The organism is Brevundimonas sp. (genome assembly GCF_027487935.1).
Taxonomy (GTDB): domain Bacteria; phylum Pseudomonadota; class Alphaproteobacteria; order Caulobacterales; family Caulobacteraceae; genus Brevundimonas.
In genome coordinates, this window is sequence record NZ_JAIYCP010000002.1 from 70970 (window position 1) to 90952 (window position 19983).

Annotated in this window: 20 protein-coding genes; 11 read left to right on the top strand and 9 right to left on the bottom strand. The window is 67.0% G+C overall.

Annotated elements, in window-relative coordinates; genetic code table 11:
• The first annotated feature begins 333 nt into the window (after positions 1–333).
• From Q0053_RS00580 to hfaB (Q0053_RS00595), 4 genes are all read left to right on the top strand, one after another.
• On the top strand, positions 334–957 hold the full coding sequence (locus Q0053_RS00580) for a hypothetical protein (protein WP_298094551.1): 624 nt from the start codon (positions 334–336) through the stop codon (positions 955–957).
• A gap of 70 nt (positions 958–1027) precedes the next feature.
• On the top strand, positions 1028–1522 hold the full coding sequence (hfaA, locus tag Q0053_RS00585; RefSeq protein ID WP_298094554.1) for a holdfast anchoring protein HfaA: 495 nt from the start codon (positions 1028–1030) through the stop codon (positions 1520–1522).
• A 32-nt stretch (positions 1523–1554) separates the two neighbouring features.
• Complete coding sequence (hfaB, locus tag Q0053_RS00590) at positions 1555–2421, top strand: holdfast anchoring protein HfaB (protein WP_298094557.1); 867 nt, start codon at positions 1555–1557, stop codon at positions 2419–2421.
• Positions 2418–3539: a holdfast anchoring protein HfaB gene (hfaB, locus tag Q0053_RS00595; RefSeq protein ID WP_298094560.1), complete on the top strand. Its 1122-nt coding sequence runs from the start codon at positions 2418–2420 to the stop codon at positions 3537–3539. Before hfaB (Q0053_RS00590) ends, hfaB (Q0053_RS00595) begins: the two co-directional genes overlap by 4 nt.
• Before the next feature lie 106 nt (positions 3540–3645).
• Here the strand turns inward: hfaB (Q0053_RS00595) and Q0053_RS00600 are convergent, their stop codons facing one another.
• Positions 3646–7446: a hypothetical protein gene (locus tag Q0053_RS00600; protein WP_298094562.1), complete on the bottom strand. Its 3801-nt coding sequence runs from the start codon at positions 7444–7446 to the stop codon at positions 3646–3648.
• 215 nt (positions 7447–7661) lie between these two features.
• Between Q0053_RS00600 and uvrB the strand changes: the two genes are divergently transcribed.
• Positions 7662–9902, top strand: a complete 2241-nt coding sequence (gene uvrB / locus Q0053_RS00605; RefSeq protein ID WP_298094632.1) for an excinuclease ABC subunit UvrB — start codon at positions 7662–7664, stop codon at positions 9900–9902.
• A 56-nt stretch (positions 9903–9958) separates the two neighbouring features.
• On the opposite strand, the gene Q0053_RS00610 is transcribed toward uvrB, so the two are convergent.
• The 3 genes from Q0053_RS00610 to Q0053_RS00615 are packed head-to-tail and all read right to left on the bottom strand — an operon-like array spanning position 9959 to position 11521.
• Positions 9959–10450 carry a hypothetical protein gene (locus Q0053_RS00610; protein ID WP_298094565.1) on the bottom strand — a complete coding sequence of 164 codons (492 nt, stop codon included), beginning with the start codon at positions 10448–10450 and terminating at the stop codon, positions 9959–9961.
• On the bottom strand, positions 10447–10845 hold the full coding sequence (locus Q0053_RS13265; protein ID WP_367276666.1) for a helix-turn-helix domain-containing protein: 399 nt from the start codon (positions 10843–10845) through the stop codon (positions 10447–10449). Before Q0053_RS13265 ends, Q0053_RS00610 begins: the two co-directional genes overlap by 4 nt.
• Positions 10817–11521 (bottom strand): hypothetical protein, encoded by a 705-nt coding sequence (locus tag Q0053_RS00615; protein ID WP_298094567.1) that lies wholly within the window; start codon positions 11519–11521, stop codon positions 10817–10819. Before Q0053_RS00615 ends, Q0053_RS13265 begins: the two co-directional genes overlap by 29 nt.
• On the opposite strand from Q0053_RS00615, the gene Q0053_RS00620 reads away from it, so the two are divergent.
• The 5 genes from Q0053_RS00620 to Q0053_RS00640 all read left to right on the top strand — a co-directional run bounded on the left by Q0053_RS00620 (position 11508) and on the right by Q0053_RS00640 (position 14766).
• Positions 11508–11726, top strand: a complete 219-nt coding sequence (locus Q0053_RS00620) for a hypothetical protein (RefSeq protein WP_298094570.1) — start codon at positions 11508–11510, stop codon at positions 11724–11726. The genes Q0053_RS00615 and Q0053_RS00620 overlap by 14 nt on opposite strands.
• 161 nt (positions 11727–11887) lie before the next feature.
• A complete protein-coding gene (locus Q0053_RS00625; protein ID WP_298094573.1) occupies positions 11888–12559 on the top strand; it encodes an HNH endonuclease in 672 nt (223 codons plus the stop codon).
• 346 nt (positions 12560–12905) lie between these two features.
• Positions 12906–13124, top strand: a complete 219-nt coding sequence (locus tag Q0053_RS00630; protein ID WP_298094576.1) for a hypothetical protein — start codon at positions 12906–12908, stop codon at positions 13122–13124.
• Complete coding sequence (locus tag Q0053_RS00635; protein ID WP_298094579.1) at positions 13121–13768, top strand: hypothetical protein; 648 nt, start codon at positions 13121–13123, stop codon at positions 13766–13768. Before Q0053_RS00630 ends, Q0053_RS00635 begins: the two co-directional genes overlap by 4 nt.
• Before the next feature lie 101 nt (positions 13769–13869).
• Positions 13870–14766 carry a DMT family transporter gene (locus Q0053_RS00640; protein WP_298094582.1) on the top strand — a complete coding sequence of 299 codons (897 nt, stop codon included), beginning with the start codon at positions 13870–13872 and terminating at the stop codon, positions 14764–14766.
• Between the two features lie 20 nt (positions 14767–14786).
• Here Q0053_RS00640 and Q0053_RS00645 read toward each other — a convergent pair whose 3' ends face one another.
• From Q0053_RS00645 to Q0053_RS00655, 3 genes are all read right to left on the bottom strand, one after another.
• Positions 14787–14990, bottom strand: a complete 204-nt coding sequence (locus Q0053_RS00645; protein ID WP_298094584.1) for a cold-shock protein — start codon at positions 14988–14990, stop codon at positions 14787–14789.
• A 202-nt stretch (positions 14991–15192) separates the two neighbouring features.
• Positions 15193–15951 carry an extensin family protein gene (locus Q0053_RS00650; RefSeq protein ID WP_298094587.1) on the bottom strand — a complete coding sequence of 253 codons (759 nt, stop codon included), beginning with the start codon at positions 15949–15951 and terminating at the stop codon, positions 15193–15195.
• A gap of 12 nt (positions 15952–15963) precedes the next feature.
• Complete coding sequence (locus Q0053_RS00655; RefSeq protein ID WP_298094590.1) at positions 15964–17085, bottom strand: serine hydrolase; 1122 nt, start codon at positions 17083–17085, stop codon at positions 15964–15966.
• A 130-nt stretch (positions 17086–17215) separates the two neighbouring features.
• On the opposite strand from Q0053_RS00655, the gene ppk2 reads away from it, so the two are divergent.
• A complete protein-coding gene (gene ppk2, locus Q0053_RS00660; RefSeq protein ID WP_298094591.1) occupies positions 17216–17965 on the top strand; it encodes a polyphosphate kinase 2 in 750 nt (249 codons plus the stop codon).
• Here the strand turns inward: ppk2 and gluQRS are convergent, their stop codons facing one another.
• Positions 17966–18817, bottom strand: coding sequence for a tRNA glutamyl-Q(34) synthetase GluQRS (gene gluQRS, locus Q0053_RS00665; RefSeq protein WP_298094594.1), 852 nt, complete (start codon positions 18815–18817; stop codon positions 17966–17968).
• Between the two features lie 8 nt (positions 18818–18825).
• Positions 18826–19959: a cupin domain-containing protein gene (locus Q0053_RS00670; RefSeq protein WP_298094597.1), complete on the bottom strand. Its 1134-nt coding sequence runs from the start codon at positions 19957–19959 to the stop codon at positions 18826–18828.
• Between the last annotated feature and the right edge of the window lie 24 nt (positions 19960–19983).

The following is a 19983-nucleotide window of genomic DNA, read 5'->3' on the forward strand; positions in this document are numbered from 1 at the left end:
GATCGGGGAGCCCGCTTCCGGCGAAAATCGCCGTGTCCGGGTCACTGGCCCGGCCCGGGATCCGTCCTGTCCCAAACTGGGGCAGGTGTCTGTCCCGTTTTGAAGTCAAGGAAACGTAAAGATAAATTCACTCTGAACAGAACCTTGCGGGACAGGGTTTACGTTTTGCAAAGGTTCCGCAAATCAGCGGGAAAATTCCCGGATCGGGCCAGTTTTCGGCCGGAAGCGGGCCTGTCCTGGTTAGCGAACCGTTAAGATGCCGGGGCCGGGCCGCTGGTATAGCCCTTGCTCCTCCTCTCTTGCCGAATACCCGGCAATGAAAGGAACTCTCAGATGAAGACCACCGCTTCCGTCCTGGCGATTGCCCTGTGCCTCGCCGCTTCGGCTGGTGCCGCCCAGGCTCAAAGCCTGGACAACAACCAGCGTAACAACGCCACCATCCGCGCCCAGCTGAACGCCACGATCCAGAACGTGTCGGACGATGTGTCCCTGACCTCGGCCTCAATCGCCAACTCTTTCTCGGCCACTGGCGGCGCCGGCTCGGCTCTCGCGACCCTGAACAACTACCAGAACTTCTGGGGCGACGCCCGTTCGGACCTCTCGGCCTCGATCACGAACGTCACGGATGACGTGGCCCTGACCTCGGCCAGCATCGCCAACTCGGCCAGCATCGAAGCTGACTGGGTCGGCGTCCTCAACAACACCCAGCTGGCTGGATGGGATCCCACCGCGAACCTGAACGCGACGATCCAGAATGTCGGCGATGACGTTGCCATGACCGCGGCTGCCCTGAGCAACTCGGCCAGCATCGACACCGACTTCGGCCGTCTGGCTTCGACCCAGTTCAACAACGCCGGCGTCTACGCCAACATGAACGCCACGGTCCGCGACGTTCGCGGCTCGATCTCGGCGACGGCTGCCGCCATCGGCAACAGCCTCACCGTCACGGGCTTCTAAAACCACTGACTTCCCGGTGTCGTCGCGCTGCAACGCGGCGACACCAACGTCAACGAAAAGGTGTCGCATCATGAACCGCTCCCGGTCAATCCTGAAAAGTGCCGTCCTCGCCTTCGCCGGCAGTGCCGTCCTGGCTACGCCGGTCCTCGCCCAGAGCGCACCCGCGCGCGGCGGATCACTCGCCACCTATGAAGCCGGCTATGCCAACGGTCGTCAGATGGAAAGCCGGACCTATGGGTCCTCCTCCCGCGATCGGACCGGTAACCGACTGATCGTCAATGGAATTATCCAGTCCGACTCGAGCAGCTATTTCGAATCCGATGGGAATATGGGTGATCAGGCCGTCAGCGGCGCTGACTACTTCTCGACCGGTGCCGCCAGCTCCTCGAGCACGGCGATCGGCAATCTTCTGACGGTGTCCGTCGCCGGGTCCTGGAACACTGTGATCGTCAACTCGAACCAGACGAACACCGGTGTCGTGACCGCCAACGGGTCCGTGACCACCAACTCGACCCGGGGGACCACCACCGCCGTCGCACCCACCGGCACCACCCCCCCGCGCTGACCGCCCCTTCCTCCCCTCACCGGAGACCTGACATGACCCGCCGCCCCAACCGTCTTCTGATCATGGCCCTCACCGCCGCCAGCCTGCTGGCTCCGGGACTGGCCGCCGCCGGTACACCGGACAATTCGGTTCGCGGCGGTCGGGTTCATGCCTCCGGCAATGCCACACCCTATACGGTCGCCCTGACCTGCCTCGCCGAGCGCAACCAGACCCTCGGCCTGAGGACCCCGCGGATGTCGGTCGGTCGCATCGGCGACCTGACCGGACGGGTTGATTTCGATACCGGGGCCCGCGTGTCCCAGGGGGCCTCCCTGTTCGCCATCACCGCCCTGGCCCGCGCCGGCACCCCGGTGGTCGAGCGGCTGGACAACACCGTCTCCCAGATCGAGCTGGACTACGCCCAGAAGCACCTGCTGTCCGATACGCCCGAGCTGGCCGGTCAGTCAGCCCAGAATTTCCGCCCGATCTTCGCCGGTCAGGTCGCCGGATCGGAGTATTTCATCGTCGGCGGGATCACCGAGCTGAACTATAATCTCCAGTCGTCGGGCCTGAATGCCCAGTTCGGCGAGTCCGAGCTGACCGGCCTGAGGGGCCGCGTCGGCGCTTCCAGCTATGTCATGAACGTCGCCGTCGACCTGCGCCTCGTCGACAGCCGCTCCCAGATCGTCGTCGATACGGTCTCCTTCCAGAAGCAGCTGCTCGGCCGCGAGTTGAACCTCGGCGTGACCGGCGGCTCCGACACCGTCGGTGGTGTCGTGTCCGGCGGCACCCAGGCGGTCGAACCCCTGCAGGCCGCGGTCCGCACCCTCGTCGAACGGGGCGTTTTCGAACTCCTGGCTGGCTTGCAGACTCCCGAGGCCTATAGTGGGTGCCTTGAGAGGGCAGAGATCGATTCGTGAGTCGCCGTACCCTGATCGCCGTCCTACTGACGACCTCGATTGTTTCGGGGTGCGGGTCGACAGGCTTTAATCCCGCCACCGGCCTCTATGCCGAGCCGGTCGGGGGAGCGCCGGCGACTGCCAATGCCACGCCCCTGACCCCGGCCCTGACCTGCCTCGCGGATACCGCTGCCGGCCTGCGCCTCGCCGCGCCCCGCCTGGCGGTCGGCGAAATCGCCGATCTCACCGGCAAGCTGGACTTCGAGACGGGCCGCCGGGTGACCCAGGGGGCCTCGCTGTTCGCAGTCACGGCCCTGGGCCGGGCCGGGGTTCCGCTGGTCGAGCGGGCGGACCGCACGGTTTCCGAGGTCGAACGCACTTATGCCACCGCCCAGGTCCTCTCCGATGCCCCGACCGGCGCGGACGAAACACCCGGACCGGTGCGCCCGGTCAATGCGGGCCAGATCGCCGGATCGCGCTTCTACCTCGTCGGCGGCATCACCGAGCTCAACTACAATATCGAGTCATCGGGCGGGCAGCTGGGCGTAGGGGCCCTCGACCCCGAGGACCCCAAGACCATGCTCGGCGGCTCCCGCTTCGTGATGAATGTGGCGATTGACCTGCGGCTGGTGGATTCCATCTCCCAGGAAGTCGTGGCCATCGCCGCCTATCAGAAACAGATCGTCGGCCGCGAGATTCGCGCCGGTGTGTTCGACATCTTCGGCGGTATGGCCGTCGACCTCTCGGGCGGACAGAGCGCGCTGGAGCCCATGCAACTCGGCGTCCGGGCCCTGATCGAGCGCGGCGTCTACGATGTGGCCGCCGAGCTCTACGGACTGACCGGGTCAGCCTGCCTGCCGCCGGTCCAGACCGTGGACACGGCCGGGGGCTATCGCCGACTGCGCAGCCTTCCACCCCCCGGCAGGGCAGGCCCGGAACCGACTTTCGCCGTGCTTCCCGCGCCGCCCCCGGCCCGGATCCCGGCCCCGTTCCCGCCGGCTCAGCCCGGCGACCCGCTGGCGAGCCCGCTGAACCTGCCCCCGCCGGCATCCGCCGGGGACCCGGCCGTCCCGACCGAGGGCACGCCGACCCGACCCCGCATCGATCCGCGCAACTGGCGGGTAAACCGCGGCGGCTGATCCCGGCGGGTGGCGGGTCGTCACCGCCATCGCCACCTCACGCCGTCAGCCGGAACAGTTCCCCCAACCGGCGTCCCCAAGGCCCTTCGTGACTCAGGCACCGACCCTATTCCTCGACGCGGGAGAACGCAGACTCGATCCGGGCGGCCATGGCCGTAAGCAGGACGCCGCTCAGCATCAGACCCAGTATGCTCACCAGCGCCGGCCAGCTGCGGAGCAGTGAGACCCACAAACTCTGCCAGGGCTCCCACAGGCGCAGGATGTCCTTTTCGGCGTCCTCGGGAATCTGGGTCGCCCAGCGCGTCTCCTCACCCAGGTCGATGAACGGCAGCAGCAGATCCGCGGCATAGATCAGGTCCGGACAGTCCTGGTCTATGGAGGCCGCCGTCCGGGAGCTGTCGCATTTGCCAAACTCGACGACGGGGACGGGCGGCGGCCTGCCCTCGGCCAGGGGCACCTCGGCCGCCGGTTTGACGACCAGATAGTCGTTGGCTGCGGCCCAGTGGGACAGGCCGGCGACGGCACAGACAATGACACCGCTCAGCATCACGGCGCGCGAGAGGGCAAACCCGTAGCCGGCGAACAGATCGACGAGCCGCAGGATCAATTTGGCCATGCCGTGATGACGCCACGACAGCATCTCCGTGCGTCGGCGCAGGCGCGCCTGCTCCACCAGATTGGCGGAGATATACCGGCCGGCCTCCCGCAAGGCCTTGGCCGCACGCGAGTAGCTGTCGAGTACATGATAGGTCGAGGGCCGCCATTTGAACCGGCTCTCGGAAACGCGCTGGCGCGCAAGATATTCGATCGCGCGCGGGGTGCTGTCCCGGGTGCCGGTGTCAAACAGTCCCGTTCGCGACCGCTGCCCCGGACTGGGGGTGATGGATCCCAGAACGCGCCAGAGCAGAAACAGGGAGACGGCCAGGCTGATGGTCAAGGTCGGCACCGGGACCGCCGTGACGCCGAAATAGGGGGCAGCGGTCCGGGCGAGCCACCAGCCGAACAGTCCCAGGGTCAGTGTGATCGCCCCGAGCGCGGCGACTGCCAGGAGGGTGTCCCGACGGCGCAGGGCCGGGTTGTGCCGCCAGGCGAAGGCCAGGCGGCCGCGCTCGTAATGAACCTTCTGGTGCTCCACCAGTTGGGGCTTCGGTGCGAGGGGACCGAGGTCGGACGTCTGCTGATAGACGAAGCCGTCCAGGCTCAGGGCACCGGGATCCGGCCATGCGGCGGGGGGATGGGCGAACACCGACGCCCGGGCATGGCGCAGGTCGATGAACCACGCCAGGTGATCCTCAACCTTGCTCAGCATCAGTCCGCAATGTTCGCAGAATTGTCCGGGAGTCTGGTGCGTCCCGTCATCGCGGACGGCACCGCTTTTGTACCTTCCCTGGTGGGAACAGGAGTCCAGCCAGAAGCCGGAAAGCGTCTCCCCGTCCTCGGTGGGCGGCCGTCGGTCCTTCACAGGCGACTGGTAGGTCCGGCCGTCGAGCTGGGGGTAGATGTCGAGCCGGCCGCCGATTTTCGCCATGCCGGCCTTGATCACCGGCCCCTCGCGGGCGTCGAAAACCAGAAAGGCATCTCCGGCGACCCTGGCGGCCCGGAGGTTGATCGTACCCCTGACCGCTTCCGCCCTGTGTGCGCAGGTGATGAAGCCGGCCTGCAGGCTGTTCTCCCGGGTGCGACCGTTCGACTTGTCGGCAAAATAGAGATCGCCGCCAATCTCGACATTCTCCATGTCCACGCCGTGGACGTTGCGGGTGGCACGCAGGTCGATATCGCGACCCACCCGCGCCTGGCGCATCGATATGACCGAAAAGCCTGCGGCGGTTTTCATCCGGGCACGCTGAAATCTGGCCCAGCCTTTGTCGGGTTGGCCGACCTTGTTCAGGGTCCGACCACGCATCAGCCACCGCGCGAATCGCATCAGGCCCGGGCGCTCGCTTCGCCCTGGACCGAACAGGGCAGCCAGTGTCAGCTCGTCGCCTTCGAGATCATCCCTGCCAGGACCGGCGGCCGCTTCCGTCGGGGCGGGCGGCGCTTCATGGCTGACACCCGTAAACGCCGCCCGCTCTGCACCGGTGACCTGTCCGGGCCGCAGGGTATCCCACGTCAAGCCGCAGAGAATGATCGAGCCGGAGGTCCGCAGCCCGTCCATGTTTATCCGCCCGTGAAGATCGACCCGGCCTTTCCGCGATCGCCAGGGGGGCCGGGTCACGAGCGGGTCCCGGCCGGCTTCTCGCGGATTGGCCGGTCCGAGTGAAAGGTCCCCCGCCAGGCGGGTATCGCGCAGGTCGAGCGCCACCTCCGGCCTTTCATCTTCCCAGTTCGGCAGGAAATCATCCCTGGCCATCAGGGTCGTCAGGGCGTCGCGGATGCGCCAGCCTGCCTTCCGGCCGTTTTCCTTGCCTCCGCCTTTAACCTGAAGCCGCTCGTATTTGACCAGCCTTGGATCGCCGGGTTCAGATTTCAGGCGATCAACAAGGGTTCTCAGGATGCTGGCCGCGCTCCTGAACCGCGCGCCCTCAAACCGCAGACCGCCGTCGATCTCTGCATATTTCATTCGAAACAGGCCGTTGCAGGTGACCGCGCGCGCGAACACGCTGCCCTTCACCTTCAAGCCGTCCGCGCGGACCGCCGACACCAGGGCACGGGCGCGCAGCTTGTTCAGGGTTCGTGTCGTCAGAAACCGCCAGCGCCCGGTTTCGCCTTGCAGGACCTCCGCCTCCTGGAGCGCCCTTGAGATTTGCCCCCAGCAGGCACTGTCGCCCCAGAGCGCCCCGGGTGGCGGTTCGATCGCCGGTGAGGGTCGGGTCGGGCTGTGCAGCCGCTCGGCCAGGGCCGCATCCCCCCGGGCGATCTGCCCGCCGACATCGTCCTTCGCAATCGTTACCTTGGCAGCGGTCAGGAGGTCGAACAGCCGCTTCTCGATCAGGCCGATCGGCGAAATCAGCATCGCGCGGTTCAGGAACAGCGAACGCCCGATCGTGGTGCCCCTCAGGGACAGGCCGCCCCAGATACGGGCCTGATCCAGGCGGACCTCATTTTCGATGGTCGCCTTCGAGAGGTTCAGCATCCCGTGGTCGGGTTCGATGGGGGTCTGGCGGATCACCATGGCAAAGGGTGCGAACACCGCGTCGCTGGCGTTCAGCGACCCCGCGATCCGCGCCCCGGCGAAGCTGACCGGTGTCCGCACCACGGTTCGCCTCAGGTGAACGCTGCCGCTGGCCTTCAGCCCCGTCGCATCCAGCGAGTTCAGCGCCGAGCCCGACAGGTCCAGCGACACCAGCTCGCAATGCGCCAGCAGCACCGGACATTCGATCACGCACCCGATCAGTCGCAGCGATATGGGCTGCCGAGCATTGACCAGACGCAGGCCGTCCTCGCCCCGCCCTCGACGGGTCTGGGCGATGCGGCACCCGATCAGTTGCAGCCCGCCGCGCATCGCCAGCTGTTCTGCCGTGGCGGCAGAGCCCCCGCGCCCCTGATCGGGCCCCAGCTCGTCCGCGACCCAGGCCAGGGCCTCCAGGATGTCCTCGGGGTCCACGACGGGAAAGGCGTCGATATTCAGCTTCGCCTGCTTCACCGTTGTCGCGAAGGGGTGATCGGCCGGGGGATTGGGCCCCACCGTCAGGGCCACCCGCGCGGCCAGGCTCAGCCTTTCGAAGTCCCGGATCCCGGTCCGCCGGTTCTCCGGCTCCTCGCCGAAGGGCTCGAATTCGCAGGCCGCCACCAGAAACGGCGGCTTGTGCACACCCCTCGTACGATCGCTGAAGCTCAGGGCGGCGTCCGGCATGCCCAGCACCAGGGCACTCGCGTCGATCATGCCGCCCCGGCGCAGGGCCGCCTTGAGCTGCTTCAGTGAAATCCGGCGCGGCTGCCTTGCCTTCTCGTTCGAACGCCTGCCCATCCGGTGCCCCCCGACCCGTCGGTGTTCATTGTTAACCGCTGGTTTACGAAACGCCAGCCTCGCCGCCTCTGGCCCTTGTGGCCTCCTGGCCCTACCTTCCGTTCATGGCCCGTTCCCCCTCCCAGTCCGGCAAGCCCGTCCACGTCCCCAACCCCTCGGGTCTGGCGGAGGCGGCGGCGCCCTTCGTCTTCGATCCGGCGACGGCGACCAGCCGCATGCCGATGTTCGCCCCCGTCACCGGCCCGCGCCTGACGCCGGAGGAGGCCCCCGGCAAGCCTGCCGACTGGACCCCGCACCGTCCCGACCGGCCGCCCCATTCTGGACAGGGGGGCCGCAAACACATCCCCTTCCGGCTGGAGACCCGCTACACCCCCGCCGGCGACCAGCCCGCCGCCATCGCCGAGCTCGTGGCCACCGCCGACACCGGCGAGCGCGATCAGGTCCTGCTCGGCGTCACCGGCTCGGGCAAGACCTTCACCATGGCCAAGGTCATCGAACAGACCCAGCGCCCGGCCCTGATCCTGGCCCCCAACAAGACCCTCGCCGCCCAGCTCTATTCCGAGTTCAAGAGCTTCTTCCCGGACAATGCCGTCGAGTATTTCGTCTCCTACTACGACTACTATCAACCGGAAGCTTATGTCCCGAAATCAGATACTTACATCGAAAAAGACTCGTCCATAAACGAGCAGATCGACCGCATGCGCCACTCGGCGACGCGGGCGATCCTCGAGCGGGACGACGTCATCGTCGTCGCCTCGGTCAGCTGCATCTACGGCATCGGCTCGGTCGAGACCTATACGGCCATGACCTTCACCCTGAAGGTCGGCGACCGGATCGACGAGGCCAAGCTCCGCGCCGACCTGATCGCGCTCCAGTACAAGCGCAACGACCTCAATTTCGACCGCGGCATGTTCCGCAAGCGCGGCGACGTGCTGGAGATCTTCCCCGTCCACATGGAAGACCGTGCCTGGCGGGTGCAGCTGTTCGGCGACGAGCTGGAATCCCTCCAGGAGTTCGACCCCCTGACCGGCAAGAAGACCGCCGACCTCACCGAGATCACCGTCTATGCCGCCAGCCACTATGTCACCCCGCGCCCCTCGCTGAACCAGGCCGTCACCGGCATCAAGGCCGAGCTGAAGGAGACGCTCGACTGGATGGTCGAGAACGGCAAACTCCTCGAAGCGCAACGTCTGGAGCAACGCGTCCGCTTCGATCTGGAGATGATGGAGGCCACCGGCTCCTGCGCCGGCATCGAGAACTACAGCCGCTGGCTGACCGGCCGCAGCCCCGGCGAGCCGCCGCCCACCTTCTTCGAATACATCCCCGACAACGCCCTGCTGTTCGTCGATGAAAGCCACGTCACCGTCGGCCAGATCAGCGGCATGTACCGCGGCGACTACCGCCGCAAATCCACCCTGGCGGAGTACGGCTTCCGCCTGCCCAGCTGCATCGACAACCGCCCGCTGAAGTTCGACGAATGGGACGCCATGCGGCCCCAGACCGTCTTCGTCACCGCCACCCCCGGCCCGTGGGAGATGGAGCGCACCGGCGGCGTCTTCACCGAACAGGTCATCCGCCCCACCGGCCTGATCGACCCCCCCGTCGAGATCCGCCCCGTCTCCACCCCGACCCGCACCCAGGTCGACGACGTCATCGATGAGGTCAAATCCGTCGCCCGCGCCGGCTACCGCTCCCTGGTCACCGTCCTGACCAAGAAGATGGCCGAGGACCTGACGGAGTACATGCACGAACAGGGCGTCCGCGTCCGCTATATGCACTCCGACGTCGACACCCTGGAGCGGATCGAGATCCTGCGCGACCTGCGCATGGGCGCCTTCGACGTCCTGATCGGCATCAACCTGCTGCGCGAGGGCCTCGACATCCCCGAGTGCGGCCTGGTCGCCATCCTCGACGCCGACAAGGAGGGCTTCCTCCGCTCCGAGACCTCCCTGATCCAGACGATTGGCCGCGCCGCGCGCAACGTCGACGGCCGCGTCATCCTCTACGCCGACCGCATGACCGGCTCGATGGAACGCGCCATCGCCGAGACCAACCGCCGCCGCGAAAAGCAGGAGGCCTACAACGCCGAACACGGCATCACCCCGGAGTCGGTCAAGCGCGACATCCGCGAGATCATGGCCAGCCCCTATGAGTCCCGCGCCCTCGACAAACTGACCGCCCCCGGCATGAAGGAGGACGCCAAACCCTTCACCGGCTCCAACTTCCAGGCCGCCCTCAAGGACATCGAATCCCGCATGCGCAACGCCGCCGCCAACCTCGAATTCGAGGAGGCGGCGCGGCTCAGGGACGAGATCAAGCGGATGAAGCTGATGGACCTGGAGTTCGCCAATGAGGTCCTGACCGGGGAGGGCGAGACGGTCGACAAGTCCGCACCGAAGCGCTGGCGGGCGGAGGCGGCGGCGGAGAAGGCGGAGGCGTTCAGGAAGGGGCGGTAGGGGGCTTCTTGATCGCAGTCAGATCAAGCGAATGACGCTGAAGTATCTACAGAGAGTCAATTTGCACTGAAATCATTGTCTTGAACATAAAGATATAGTCCGCCGATCGCGAATACCTTGTCCGCCACGAATGCCCGGACTTGAATCATACCGGATTGGGCAACTTGAATATTCGCCATATTCACAATGCTTGTGCCGCGCGAAACAAGCTCGCCAGGAAATGGCCCCCCCTGTTCGGCGAGCGTAATTTTTTTAAGGGCTGATGGCTCTGGTTCGGGAGGAAGCACAGTCGTTTCCCAAATTGGTTGTTCTACTGGCATACCGGGCATGTATGCAGCCAATCGAGCTTTCTCTTTGAGCGCGCCTAGTCGCCACTGAAACTCGACCAGCATCGCCATACGAGGAAGAACTGCCGGAAGGTTTTCGACCTCTACGCTGCCGGGAAACATTCCCACGATCGTGAATTGGCCCGACCTCTCCAGACGAATGTCCTCTGCGAAGATAGTTCGCCCAAAAAACTCCGGAGGTGACTGGACGAGCGAACTCATGCTGCGACCGCAGTAAACGAAGCGGATGCGTCCGAGATTCTAGAATATCCCGGCGTCATTTGAGGAGGTGCGAGTGTACGAACTTCTTGAGCCAAGATGTGATTTCTATCTGGCCGTTCAGCAGGATCGTAGATGTCAACATCGACACAGGCCCCTATTGCCCAAGCCATGTCAGCAATAGTCTCGACCGTCATATTGGTTCGGCCATTGAGGCGCCGGTTTATAACGGCCCTGTGCACGCCGAGTTTATCGGCGACGGCGGCTTGCGTTAGGCCGTCGATCTCCGCCCGCTTTGCAAAGACATCACGAATCTGCCCCTCAACCTTGCTGACGAGGGCCAGATAAATCTGCCGACGAAGGCTCGGCTTAGGTCGGGAAGATGGCACGATAGTCACCCCTGACAATCCACGACTCCAAGCCGTGGAGCTTTTGATAATCTCTGACGCCCCGCAAATGCTGGTCGTAGAGTGGCTGGTCGGACTTTATAATGGCTTCTCGTTCACCGGATACGATGACTAAGGAGCCTGGCTCAGGCACCCAACCGAACAGGCGTGCGCCGGGTGGATGCGCCTTCCAGACCCCATGTTTCGTGGGCATCATGCGGCGCAACTCCGACGCCCCTGGGGGGCGCACTGCACACCGGAAATCGATGAGCATTAGTTCTATCTGCTCATAGATGGAGCGGCCGCCGAGCGCTTTCACAGGCTCGTGGAGTTCTGGCGTATTGTCGATCCATGTCCAAAACCCTGGCGTGACGTAGAGAGGCCGAAGGGCCATCCGACTTTCCCAATCAGGAATTTCGAACAGCTCAATCCATCCTTGAGAGAGACCATGAGAGATTGTTGCCTTAAAAGTCAACAGGCGGCCCCGATGTTCTCGAAAGTTTCGCGCCAGAAAATCTCGCTCATGACGCGAAACTGCCACGCTGGGATCGTGTTGGGGAGTCCCGAACTGATCTTCCGTCAGTGCTAAGTGGAAGTACCCATCGCGCTGGCAATCTCGGGTTGGTAGCGGCAGACGACGAGTTCCGGCACCCTGCTCCCGAAAGGAGCGCTCAATGCCGAAGTTCACCATCCTCTCCCGCGTCGACGCCTACGTCGACTACACTTGCGAGGTCGAAGCCGACGATCTCGAGGAAGCCGTCGACCTGGCCTATGACGGCGACCCTACGATCAAATGGACCGAGCAGGGCGTGGTCGAGTTCGATGCTCGCCATGTCGTTGCCCTCGACGCCAACGGCGAAGAGATCGAGACCTACTCGCGCGGCAAGGGCTGAGGCCACGCACCCACGATTCTGCTCATCCCGGCGTTCGCGGGGATGAGCGGTTTGATGGGTGACCATCCACCCGCTACGGTGGGTGCATGGGTAGAGATACTAACCAGAAGTGGGAACCGTCACATTGTTCGTCGCCCGCTTTCCGGCAGGCGTCGTAGCCCGTGCCGATCCGGCCCGAACATATTGTTGAGGCCTTGTCCCAACTCGGTGGGGAGGCGCATCTCGACCAACTCGTGCCGAAGGTCATCGAACTCGTTCCCGATCATGAGGCCAAGAACCCCGCCGCGAGTGTTCGCGCCCGCCTGCAAAACTATTGTGCGGCATCACCGCACTACCTTGACCGGGGCGACCTGTTCGAAAGCGTACACGGCCTCGCCAAGAGAGCGGGTGTTTGGCGGCTAAAGTCGGACGTCCTCAGCCCGAAAGACTCGGACGGCATTTTGGACCCCACCGAAGTTGAGATCGAAGCCCAGGAAGGCCGCGCTGTCCTGCGGGTCCACTTGCGGCGGGAGCGATCCCGCAAGCTGATCAACGACTTCAAGGCATCCCTGACCAGCTTCGCCTGCGAGGCTTGCGGCGACGACATGGAAGCCATCTACGGCGAACTCGGCACCGGCTACATCGAGGCGCACCACAAGGTTCCGGTTGCCCTGATCGAAGAGGGCGAGACCACCAGGCTCGCCGACCTGGCCGCGCTCTGCGCCAACTGCCACCGCATGATCCATCGCAACGGCCTGATGTCAGTCGAGGCCTTGGCGGCTCATCTGCGCGCGCGACGGCCAGCCTTCGCCATCGCCGCCGAGCCTGACAGCACTGAGTGGCGAAACGACTGAGCGATCAGGGCGAACCACCTGATCCTTCTCCCATTGGGAGAAGGTGCCCCGGAGGGGCGGATGTGGGTCGGCTGTTTGGAGCGGCGAAGCCGCCCCCCGGCGTTCGACCCTCACCCTTTCGCGCAAGGACGACCGCTTCGCGCTCGTGCGCTCAAGCCCTCTCCCAATGGGAGAGGGAGGACCCCCCACAATCCGCCGATTGTCAGCACAATCCCGCACCCACCGTCCCCTCTCTCCCCCAATCCTTTCAACACCTTGCGCCCCGCGCCCTGTCTTTTCGCCCCTTTCAGCCCACCATAGGTCCCGCCTGCCGCAGACTCCGCCGCCTCAATACGGAGCGGAGATCATGAAGAAGACACCCCGAAAACCCGACGCCCTCGACCGCGTCACCCGGCGCATCGAGACCGTCGAACGGCTCGCCCTCAGGGCGCGGGCCGTGCTGGACATGCCGACCGGGACCCCGGCGCGGGATGCGGCCCGGGATGCGGCCCCGGATACTGTCATGGCGGAGATCGACCGGGCGGTGGCGGCGCTGAGGCGCGATCCGGCGGGGCCGGCACGATGAGGGCCCTGCCCAAGACCCGCTATGTCACCGTGGCGGCGGAGACCTGGGGCCTGATCCGGGGGGCCTATCTGTCGGGCCTGTCGGCGCCGACGGTGGCGGCGCGGTTCGGGGTGTCGGTGACGGCCCTGCGCAAACATGCGGCCAGGGAGGGCTGGACCAAACGGGCCTTTGCCGCGCGGCAGGCGGCGGCGCGGTCGGCGCCGCCGTCCGGGCTCGCGACCGGCGCCCCCGCCCCGACAGCGCCCGATGCGCCCCCCGACGAGGCGGCGGTGCTGGCGGCCTGGCGCGCGCCCCTGCACATCCGCCCCGACGACCTCGCCCGCCGCGCCCTGGCCGGCGCCGCCCATGCGCTGAAGACCGGCGAGGGGCTGAACGCCGTCCGCCTCGCCCGCGCCGCGACCGAGATCGCCCGTCTCAACGATGTCCTCAATTGGGCCGATGAGGACCCGGCCGATACAGAGGAACGGTTCGAGGCCGGTCAGGCCATGATGCGGATGTTCCTGCGCGAACGCGCCCTGACCCTCGCCCAGGACCTGATGGCCGGCCGCGACCTGCCCCCCGAATACGAGGCCCTGAAGGTGGAACTGGCCCGGCTGGAGGCGGTGCGCGCGGCGGCCGAAGCGGGGGCGAAAGGGGAGGGATGACAGCTTTGAGCGATTTTCGGGGGGAGTCCCCACTGCCCCCTCTCACTCGAGGGGAGAAGGCCGCGACTTCCGCCCACACCGGCACGGCGTTACACCGCCCCATGCCCTCCCGCCCCGCCGCCCTCATCGTGCTGATCCTCGCGGCCCTGGTGCTGGGCTTCGCGCCGATCCTGGTGCGGCTGACGGACGCCGGCCCCGCCGCCTCGGGGTTCTGGCGGTTCGCCTTCGCCCTGCCCTGGCTGCTGCTGATGACCGCCCGATCCGGCGGCGAGGGCATCGGCCGGCCGTCGGGCTGGATGGCGCTGGCGGGCGGCATGCTCGTGCTCGATCTCAGCTTCTGGCACTACAGCATCGCCCTGACCTCGGTGGCCAATGCCACCACCCTGACCAACCTCACGCCCGTGGTGGTGACCCTGGTCGGCTGGTGGCTGTTCCGCGAGCGGCCCCGGGCCCTGTTCGTGGTGGCGCTGGCCGCCGCCATCGCCGGGGCGGTGACCATGTCGCTGGGCGCCGACGGCGGGCAGGGCTCGAACCCCCCGCTGGGCGACGTCTTCGCCGGCGTCACCGCCCTCTGGTACGCGGGCTATTTCATCGCCGTGAAGGGCGCGCGCGGGGCGCATTCGGCCGGGCGGGTGATGCTGTGGTCGACCGCCATCGCCGCCCCGGGCCTGCTGCTGGTGGCCCTGCTGCTGGGCGAGGATGTCCTGCCCGACTCATGGAGCGGCTGGGCCGCCTGCGTCGGCCTGGGGGTGGTGCATGTCGTGGGTCAGGGCGGGGTGGCCTGGTCGCTGGGCCGGCTGCCGACGGCCCTGACCGCCGTCACCGTCCTGATCCAGCCGATCGCCGCCGCCATCCTCGGCTGGCTCCTCTTCGCCGAAACCCTGACCCTGGTGCAGGCCATCGGCGGCGGGGTGGTGCTGGGCGCGATCGTGCTGGCGCAGCTTTCCTCGGCCCCAAAAAAGAAAGACGCGGAAGCCGTGGCTCCCGCGTCCCCCTGATTGTGGTGTCAGTCGTGGTCTCAGACCAGCTTCAGATCCACCGCCGAGGTCTTGCCGCGCTGGGATTCCAGCTCGTAAGACACCTTGGCGTTCTCATCGAGCCCTTGCAGGCCCGCCTTCTGGACTGCGGTGATGTGGACGAAAACGTCCTGACCGCCGCCATCGGGCTGGATGAAGCCGAAACCCTTCGTCGGGTTGAACCACTTGACCGTGCCGGTCGCCATATTGCGTCTCCTGAACGCGCTTTCCAGGCAGGCATCCCGAGGGGGACACCCGTCAGCCCATCTGGACGAGCTCATTCGGTGAAGGAGCGAGCACGGGTGTGGAGGCCGCGCGAAATCCGGACTGCACTGACTTTCTCTCGCGCAATTCCGGGTCGGTCAACCGCAAACCGATTCCCCCCTCGCGCGAACCGGGGTCCGGAAATCAGGCGCACAGGGGTCGGGGCGCGCCGTCCAGATGCAGATGGTTGGCGTGGGCCGCATTGTAGCCCGGGCCCAGAACGGTCGAGAAGACCCGGCAGGCCCCCTCGCGGACCCGCGTCAGGAAGCGCCGTCCCTCCGGTCCGCGCGGCCCGTCGCCGGGCCAGTCCTCCAGCACCGAAACCCGCCGCCCGTCCGCCAGTGTCACCCCGCCGATATCCAGCGCATTGGCCCGCGCATGCTCGCTGGGCCGGGCCTTCGGACTGGTCTGGCCATAGATGCGCCGGCAGCTGTAGCTGCCCACATCGTTCAGGCTGGCGACCCGGCTGCCGAAGGTCGCCTCGGCCGCCGGCTGCAGCACCTGGCGCTCCCAGATGACGTACCGCACCGCCAGCGGGCACTGCAGGACCGGGTTTCCGGGCAGGGGGGTGACGGCCCCGCCGGTGATCCGCACCGCCCCGCGCACGACGCAGAAGCCGCCGTCGTCGCGGTCCGGGGCCCGCTCGACCTCGACCCCGGCCTCGCGCAGCACCTGCATACAGGCCCCGGTCACGGCGGTGATCTCTTCCGGGGCGGCGGTCGGAGGCAGGACGAAATCGGCCACCTTGGCCGCCGTCGCCGTGCCGATCGGCTGGCTGAGGTCCAGCGGCTTCCACGGCAGGTGCTGCTGCGGGGCCAACAGGTTGAGCAGGGCAAAGGCCGCGCAGACGCCGAGCGCCAGCTCCCACAGCAGGTTCCAGAAATCGGCAAAATCACGTTGCATAAGGGGGCTGCCTTACGCCGTGGCGTGGACCTCCGCCAGCCGCCGGATCAGGGTCGTGCAGGCCCGCTGCCCCGCCGTCCCGTCATTGGACAGGGTGATGAAGCCGATACCCCGCTCCGGAGCCGCGAGGACCGTGGCGAACCACAGGGTGTTGGAGCCGCTGTGGGTGATCGCCGGCCCCGGCCCGCCGACCCCGGCCCAGGGCGCCCTGATCACGCCCCAGCCCGCCGCATAGGCCGGCGGCGATCCGGCCGCGGGGGTCAGCAGCTGCGCCCGCGTCCCCTCGCTGAGCCAGTCGGGGCGGCTCCCCATCATGGCGGCGACGAACCGGCCATAGTCGGCCAGGTTCATATGCGCCGTGCCTGCCGGTCCCAGCGCGGGCGGGTTGTCCGCCAGCCCTGCCGGATCGACGCCGACGCCGTCCTGATGGCCCCAGGGCGCATCGCCCCGCGGTGCCCCGAACCCGGCCGAAGCCAGCCCCAGCGGCGTGAACAGCCCGGCCTGCATCACCGCCTCCCAGGCCTCGCCGGTCAGGGCCTCGATCGCGGCTCCCAGCACGATGTAGTTGCCGTTGCCATAGGCGAACTGGCCCACAGGTCCGCGGGGCGGGGCTCCCAGCGCCCGCGCCGCGAACGCGGCCCGCTGTTCCGGCAGGGGCCTCTGGTCACCATGGGCGGCGATCAGCCAGCTCTGGTTGATCAGCGGTCCGTCCAGCAGGCCGGCGCGATGATGCATCAGATCGTCGAGCGTGATCGCAGCCCAGGCCGGATCGATTGTCATGCCGGTAAAGGCCTCCGCCAGGGGCATGGCCCAGCGGGCGCGGCCCTGGTCGACCAGCCGGCCGAAGACGGCGGCGGTCATGGCCTTGGTGTTGGAGCCCAGATGCCAGCGGTCGTCCAGCGTCGCCGGATCGTCAGCACCCGCGCGGCGCACGCCCCGCACCCCGGTCCAGCCGAGCCCTTCGCGGGTCACGATCCCGGCGGCAAGGGCGGGCGGCGCGGCCTCGGCGAAGACGGCGTCCAGCGCCGCCTCAGCCGCCGCATCGGTCTGGCGGACGAAGGCCATGGCCGGCCAGGCACCGACCACGGGCAGGGCGGCGAGGCCCCCAAGCAGGGCGCGGCGCGTGGCGAACACGGGAGGCTCCATCTCTGTTCCGGCGATCCTAGCCGACCCGCGTTCGGCCTGCACATGAGAAGTCGGACAGGTTCGGCCTCTGTCCTTCCGCCGCATTGTCCCAACGCCGGGGGAGGCGCATTCTGTCCCGATGAGCAAGAAGTCAGACACCTACGCCGCAGACCTCGAGCGGCTTCAGGTCCTGCTGGTCGAAACCCAGCACTGGACCATCGAAGAGGGCCGCAAGACCCTGATCATCTTCGAGGGCCGCGACTCCGCCGGCAAGGACGGCGCGATCAAGCGCATCACCGAATACATGTCGCCGCGCCAGACCCGGGTCGTCGCCCTGCCCAAGCCGACCGAGCGCGAGACCGGCCAGTGGTATTTCCAGCGCTATGTCCCGCACCTGCCGGCCGACAGCGAGACCGTGCTGTTCAACCGCTCCTGGTACAACCGCGCCGGGGTCGAGCCGGTGATGGGCTTCTGCACGCCGGAGCAGCACGTCCTGTTCCTGTCGGACGCCCCACGGTTCGAGCGCATCCTCGTCGACGACGGGATCACCCTGATCAAACTCTGGTTGGACATCTCCAAGGCCGAACAGGCGCGCCGTCTGGCCGAGCGGGTCAAGGATCCGCTGAAGCGGTTCAAGGTCTCGCCTCTGGATGCCGAGGCCCAGGCCCGGTGGACGAACTACAGCGCCGCCCGCGACCGCATGCTGGACGAAACGGACCATGACCACGCGCCCTGGACCGTGGTGGCCACCGACGACAAGAAGTCGGCCCGCCTCAACATCATCCGCCACATCCTGCGGTCCATCGGCGGCCCCGGTGCGGCGGCCGAGGCGCCGGACAATGACGTGGTCTTCCGCGTCCCCGAGGCGAAGGGGAGGCTGGCACCCTGATCAGAAGCCCAGTTCGGCCCGCAGGGTCCCGGCGTCCAGACCGCCGGCCCGCAGCTCCGCCAGCGTCACGGACCGGTCGCGCTTGGCATACCGCCTGCCATCCGGCCCGACCAGCAGGCGGTGGTGGCGATAAGCCGGCGTGGGCCAGCCCATCAGTGTCTGGATCAGCACCTGCACATGGGTTGCTTCGAACAGGTCCTCGCCGCGGACGATGTGGGTCACGCCCTGCAAGGCGTCATCGTGGGTCACAGCCACATGATAGGCCGCCCCGACGTCCTTGCGGGCCAGAATCACGTCGCCGGCCGTCTCGGGCAGAACCCTGATCAGGCCGCGCTCGCCATTCGGCCCCAGGCCCTCCTCGACGAAGGTCAGCGCCTGCCAGGCGACGTCACCCAACGCCTCCCGAGCGCGATCCAGTGACAGCCGCCAGGCGAAGGCTCGGCCCTGCGCCAGCAGCGCCGCCTCCTCGTCTGCTGGATGCGGGCCGGGCCGCGCCGCCTCGACCGGGCCGTGCGGCGCATCGCCGATCGCGTCGAGGATATCCTTGCGCGTACGGAAACAGCGGTACAGCAGACCGCGTCCGTCCAGCGCCGCGATGACGGCCGCATAGTCGGTCAGGTGTTCGGATTGGCGACGGACCGGCCCGTCCCAGGCCAGCCCCAGCCATGCCAGATCCTCGACGATGGCGTCCTCAAAGGCCGGCTTGCAGCGGATCGGGTCGATATCCTCGATCCGCAGCAGAAAACGTCCCCCCACCTCGCGGGCGGCGCGCCAGGCGGTCAGGGCGGAAAAGGCGTGGCCGCGGTGCAGCCGGCCGGTCGGCGAGGGCGCGAAACGGGTGACGAAGGCCACGACCGTCCTCAGACCCGCTGCAAGGCCCCGGCGGCCTCGGCTGCGGCGACGCCGGCGCGTACATCCTCCTCGGACAGGGACTGGAAATGGGCGACCATGTCCTCCAGGGCGAACTGTCGCTCAGAGATAGCCCAGTCATAGATCTCCCGCATCGTGCTCGAACAGTCGGGGAAAGACCGCCCGGTCGTCCGGATCAGGGTAATCGGTTTGCGCTCCGGCAAGGTGAAGGAGGGCGGCCGAGGGGTCATCCGGGTCTGGGATCTGGCGACCTCCTCCCGGAACGACGGGGAGGCGGCGATCCGGGCGAGGATCTGACCGTATTCGGCAAGGTGAGCCGCCAGGGCCACGCCGCCGTCTTCCGTCGCCGGCGGCGCGAAGGCGCGATAGGCAGGGTTCTTCATCGCCTCCAGGTTCAGCAGGGACAGAAGGGTGCGACCATGCAGAGGTGTGATCGCGAAGGTGACGTGCAACGACGGACCGTCGGTCGCCAGGGCGTCATGGTACCAGCCGCGCGGGAGATACAGCACGTCGCCGGGCTGCATCGTCACCTGTTGCATGAGGGCCCCGCGGGTCTGTTCAAACCAGCGCCGCGTGGCGTCGTCGTCGGGGAAATTCTCGATCGGATTGTCCGCGCGGCTCGCATACAGATTCCAGACCTTGGTTCCGCCGGTCTGGATAACGATGACGTCGTGGTTGTCGAAATGCGTACCGAACGCCTGAACGCCCCGGAACGAACAGTAGATGTTGGCACCGATGCTGGCAGCGAAAGTCCGCGACAGCGTTTCCCCGATCCGCATCAGCGGTTCGTGGATGGACAGAACGTCATTGGCGATCAGGCTGGCACCGGCGGACAGGAACACCTCGACCTTCTGCGGCCAGGGCCGAAGGACTTCGCCCTGAGGCGTCGCGACCGGGTGGCAGTACTGGTCTGGCGGGACCGCCACATAGTTCCGCATCAACCGCAGATGGGCTGACGTCCAGAGCGACCCCTGACCCAGCAGCCGGTTGAAGTCGGGCCAGGTGAGAATGGCGGCCTTGGCGCCGTCGCCTGAAGCCGGGATATGCAGCGGCTTTCGGCCGACGTACTCGCCGAGGAAATGCTCGGGCGAGATCGGATGCAGAAGATCGTCGAGGCTGTGCATGGCTGAACAACTATGATGCCCGCC

Bases quoted from the DNA above. Each gene is read 5' to 3' on its own strand.
- Q0053_RS00600 (WP_298094562.1), bottom strand. From the start codon at position 7,446: ATGGGCAGGCGTTCGAACGAGAAGGCAAGGCAGCCGCGCCGGATTTCA.
- ppk2 (WP_298094591.1), top strand. From the start codon at position 17,216: ATGAGCAAGAAGTCAGACACCTACGCCGCAGACCTCGAGCGGCTTCAG.
- Q0053_RS00640 (WP_298094582.1), top strand. From the start codon at position 13,870: ATGCCCTCCCGCCCCGCCGCCCTCATCGTGCTGATCCTCGCGGCCCTG.
- Q0053_RS00670 (WP_298094597.1), bottom strand. From the start codon at position 19,959: ATGCACAGCCTCGACGATCTTCTGCATCCGATCTCGCCCGAGCATTTC.
- hfaA (WP_298094554.1), top strand. From the start codon at position 1,028: ATGAACCGCTCCCGGTCAATCCTGAAAAGTGCCGTCCTCGCCTTCGCC.
- Q0053_RS00580 (WP_298094551.1), top strand. From the start codon at position 334: ATGAAGACCACCGCTTCCGTCCTGGCGATTGCCCTGTGCCTCGCCGCT.
- Q0053_RS00635 (WP_298094579.1), top strand. From the start codon at position 13,121: ATGAGGGCCCTGCCCAAGACCCGCTATGTCACCGTGGCGGCGGAGACC.
- Q0053_RS00620 (WP_298094570.1), top strand. From the start codon at position 11,508: ATGCCGAAGTTCACCATCCTCTCCCGCGTCGACGCCTACGTCGACTAC.
- Q0053_RS00650 (WP_298094587.1), bottom strand. From the start codon at position 15,951: ATGCAACGTGATTTTGCCGATTTCTGGAACCTGCTGTGGGAGCTGGCG.
- Q0053_RS00630 (WP_298094576.1), top strand. From the start codon at position 12,906: ATGAAGAAGACACCCCGAAAACCCGACGCCCTCGACCGCGTCACCCGG.
- Q0053_RS00645 (WP_298094584.1), bottom strand. From the start codon at position 14,990: ATGGCGACCGGCACGGTCAAGTGGTTCAACCCGACGAAGGGTTTCGGC.
- Q0053_RS00610 (WP_298094565.1), bottom strand. From the start codon at position 10,450: ATGAGTTCGCTCGTCCAGTCACCTCCGGAGTTTTTTGGGCGAACTATC.
- uvrB (WP_298094632.1), top strand. From the start codon at position 7,662: ATGCCGATGTTCGCCCCCGTCACCGGCCCGCGCCTGACGCCGGAGGAG.
- hfaB (WP_298094557.1), top strand. From the start codon at position 1,555: ATGACCCGCCGCCCCAACCGTCTTCTGATCATGGCCCTCACCGCCGCC.